Here is a 3,104-nt window from a genome sequence, read left to right as displayed (position 1 = left end):
ATAGCTTTAAAGTATGTTTACAATATCACTGATCTCAGAAATATCTTACTAGCTATTTTCTAAATAAATTAGAAACAATGTCCCTCCACTTTACGGATGACATTGATTGTACTTATCTATCAAACCGCTAACAGCTCCCATTACTCCGCCTGCGACTGCTCCTTCCGGACCACTTAATAAACCAATTAATGCTCCTGCGCCTCCCTTTATGGCTGCTGATTCGACATAATCGCCTGCTTCACAACTTGGATTCGGATGGCATTCATTGTACTTATCTATCAAACCGTTAGCAGCTCCTCCTAATCCGCCTGCTAGTGCTACTTCCGGCCCCAATAATGCACCACTTGCTGCTCCTATGCCTCCGTGTATGGCAGCTGCTTCAACATAATCGCTTGTTTCACACCTTGGTGCCGTATAGCATTTATTGTATTTATCTACCACAGCGTCACCAGCTCCTGCTAGTCCACCTCCTATTGCTCCATTGACAAAGCCAGAACCAACACCTCCGGGTCCAGAAAAAAGACCTCCAACTGCACCAGCAATACCTCCTATTAATTCTCCTACGATGCCACCTGCACCTGCTGCTTGGGAATGAGCACCTGCGCTACAATCATCTTCTTCTGGAAAAAGCCAACTTTTTGGATGTGAACTACTACTTGAATCATGCGATGAGCTTGAACTACCCATTTAAATCCTCCTTTTATTATTAGAAACAACTGTATCATAATGATGCAGTGAGAAATTCTTTACTTCTTACTTTATAAGAAGTCAAACATAAGTTGTAAAAATAATAATAAAAATACTGTATAAATAATAAATACATTATGTTTATATTATATTCATACAAAATGTATATTTTGTTGAGTAATAATACTATTTACAATACTGTTTAAATATGCGACATCCATCGCTCTTTCTCTTAAACAAAATCATAAAATCAAATGAGTCATTCACAAGAAAAACCTGTAGCCTTCTCTTGGTTTACAAGAACAACAAAGAAATATATTTATTATGTCATCGAACTCAGTTGCGTTGCTGTTGTTTTGCGTTTGTTGGGCTTGGTAAATCCTTTTATTTTTCAAGCGATTATTGACCGTATTCTCCCTTTTCAGCGTATTGAAAGTCTCTATGCTATCGTTGTCTTGATGGTTGCTATCATGCTGTTTAGCACAGCTCTTAGCACTCTATCAGGTTATTTAGGAGCTTATTTAGCCAATCGGCTTACGCTAGAATTTGGACGGCGCATTTATACCCATCTTTTAAGTCTCTCTTTGCCCACTTTACGCCGTTGGCAAGTGGGAGAATTGTTTTCACGTATTGGAGAGGTTGATACAATTCGCGGTTTTTTAACAGGAACCATCACCACAACTGTGCTAAATGTTCTCTTTGCCATTATTTATATTGTTGCACTCTTTTCCATTAGTCCGAAACTGACCTTCATTGTCCTTATCATTTTACCTTTACAAATGGGTTCTTTAGCGTTGGTCGGTCCCTTCTTGCGCCACCAATTACGCCGTTCTTTCACTCTGCAAGCTGTCCATAAATCGCGCCTTATTGAAAGTTTTACCAATCTTGAAGCCATTAAAGCACACGTAAAAGAAGCTGCTCATACGGTACGCATGCAAGAAACTCTAGCACGTAGTCTGGATCAAAGCCTTACAACCAGTAAATTGCATCTTCTCAATGGAGCCATGAGCCATATTTTTGGTGATCTTTTCACTATTTTTATTATCTTTTTTGGTGCTCAAGCAGTTCTTCAAAACCAGATTACGCTAGGGCAACTTATTGCCTTTCATCTTCTTGCAGGCAATGTTTCTGGTCCTATCTTAAGCCTTGCATCCCTATGGGAAGAATGGCAGCATTTGAAAATCTCTCGTCTTCGTTTGGGCGATATTCTTAACTCCCCTCCAGAATGGGAAGAAGAAAAGCCGCCTCTTCAACTCAGTGCTCCTCCTCATCTTGAAGCCAACGATCTCTGTTTTTCTTATGGAGATAAGTCCATTATCAATCATCTTGATATCTGTTTACAACCTGGGCAACCAATTATGTTACTTGGTCCTTCAGGGTGCGGAAAAACAACCTTGGCGAAGCTCCTTTGTGGACTCTACCCCCCAACAAGCGGAAAGATATTGATTAACGCCCAACCTTTACAGAATTTTGATGTCCGTAGCGTGCGTGAAACTATCGCGTATTTTCCTCAAAATCCTTGCCTTTTTTCCGGAACCATTCTTGAGAATATGCTTCTTGCAAAACCAGATGCCACTAAAGATGAAATTGACGCTGCACTATATATTAGTGCTTGCCATGATTTGATTGCTCAGTTGCCTCTAGGACTCCATACTCAAGTAGGAGAGCAAGGTGGTTTTTTATCAGGTGGTCAGCGCCAACGCTTGGCTTTGGCTTGTTTCTTTCTGATAAACCCAAGCCTTCTTATTTTGGATGAACCTACTTCCGCATTGGATGACGCTGTCAGTGCACAAATTGTTGAGCATTTATATAAACTTTCACAAGATCGTATTGTTCTTGTTATTACCCACAAAAGTGACCTCTTTCCTCAGCATGCAACCGTCTTAAACTTTACTGATTTGGAGGCAAAAAATGGCAGATAAAGCTCCCTATTTGCGCCCTTTGTCACCAACGCTTCATATGGTGGTTGCTGTTTTGATTGCTTTATTTCTCTTTATTGTGATCGGCAGCTTTATCGCAAAAACAGAGATTGTTGCACGGGGGCAAGGAAGTGTTATTCCCACCACCTATGTTCAGCTTGTCCAAGCGCAAAATACAGGACGCATTGAAAAAATCCTTGTAAAAGAAGGGCAATTTGTTCATCAAGGGGATCTCCTTATTCAATTAGATCCCCGTGAAGCCCTCAATGAGTGCGCACGTGTTCAAGCAGATATCGCGCAACAAACTCTTCAAGCACAAATCGCAACAGCTATTTTAACAGCTTTGCATGAAAGTGATCCTTTGGATAAAGATTTTGTGACCAAAGGGCTTGCCTATCTGCCAGCTCCTCCTTCTGGCAACACGACTGCAAGAATAGAAGGTGAAAAACTCATTAGCGCTACCCTTCAATCTCTCCAAGATAAATTAAGAGCGCTAAA

At 40.7% G+C, this 3,104-nt stretch carries 3 protein-coding genes; 2 read left to right on the top strand and 1 reads right to left on the bottom strand.

All coding sequences use genetic code 11. The features are described from left to right. Positions 1 to 90: 90 nt before the first annotated feature. Positions 91 to 687, bottom strand: coding sequence for a hypothetical protein (locus ACFIO3_RS10710; RefSeq protein ID WP_375607787.1), 597 nt, complete (start codon positions 685 to 687; stop codon positions 91 to 93). 254 nt (positions 688 to 941) lie between these two features. Here ACFIO3_RS10710 and ACFIO3_RS10705 point away from each other — a divergent pair, with 254 nt between their 5' ends. Together ACFIO3_RS10705 and ACFIO3_RS10700 are read left to right on the top strand one after the other, a co-directional pair. After that, positions 942 to 2,609: a peptidase domain-containing ABC transporter gene (locus ACFIO3_RS10705; protein ID WP_375607788.1), complete on the top strand. Its 1,668-nt coding sequence runs from the start codon at positions 942 to 944 to the stop codon at positions 2,607 to 2,609. Next, a partial coding sequence (locus ACFIO3_RS10700) for a biotin/lipoyl-binding protein (protein WP_375704441.1) occupies positions 2,599 to 3,104 on the top strand: 506 nt, incomplete at its 3' end. The genes ACFIO3_RS10705 and ACFIO3_RS10700, both read left to right, overlap by 11 nt.

Source organism: Bartonella sp. AD328YNZD, assembly GCF_042196425.1.
This window is presented reverse-complemented; position numbering and strand designations above follow the sequence as displayed.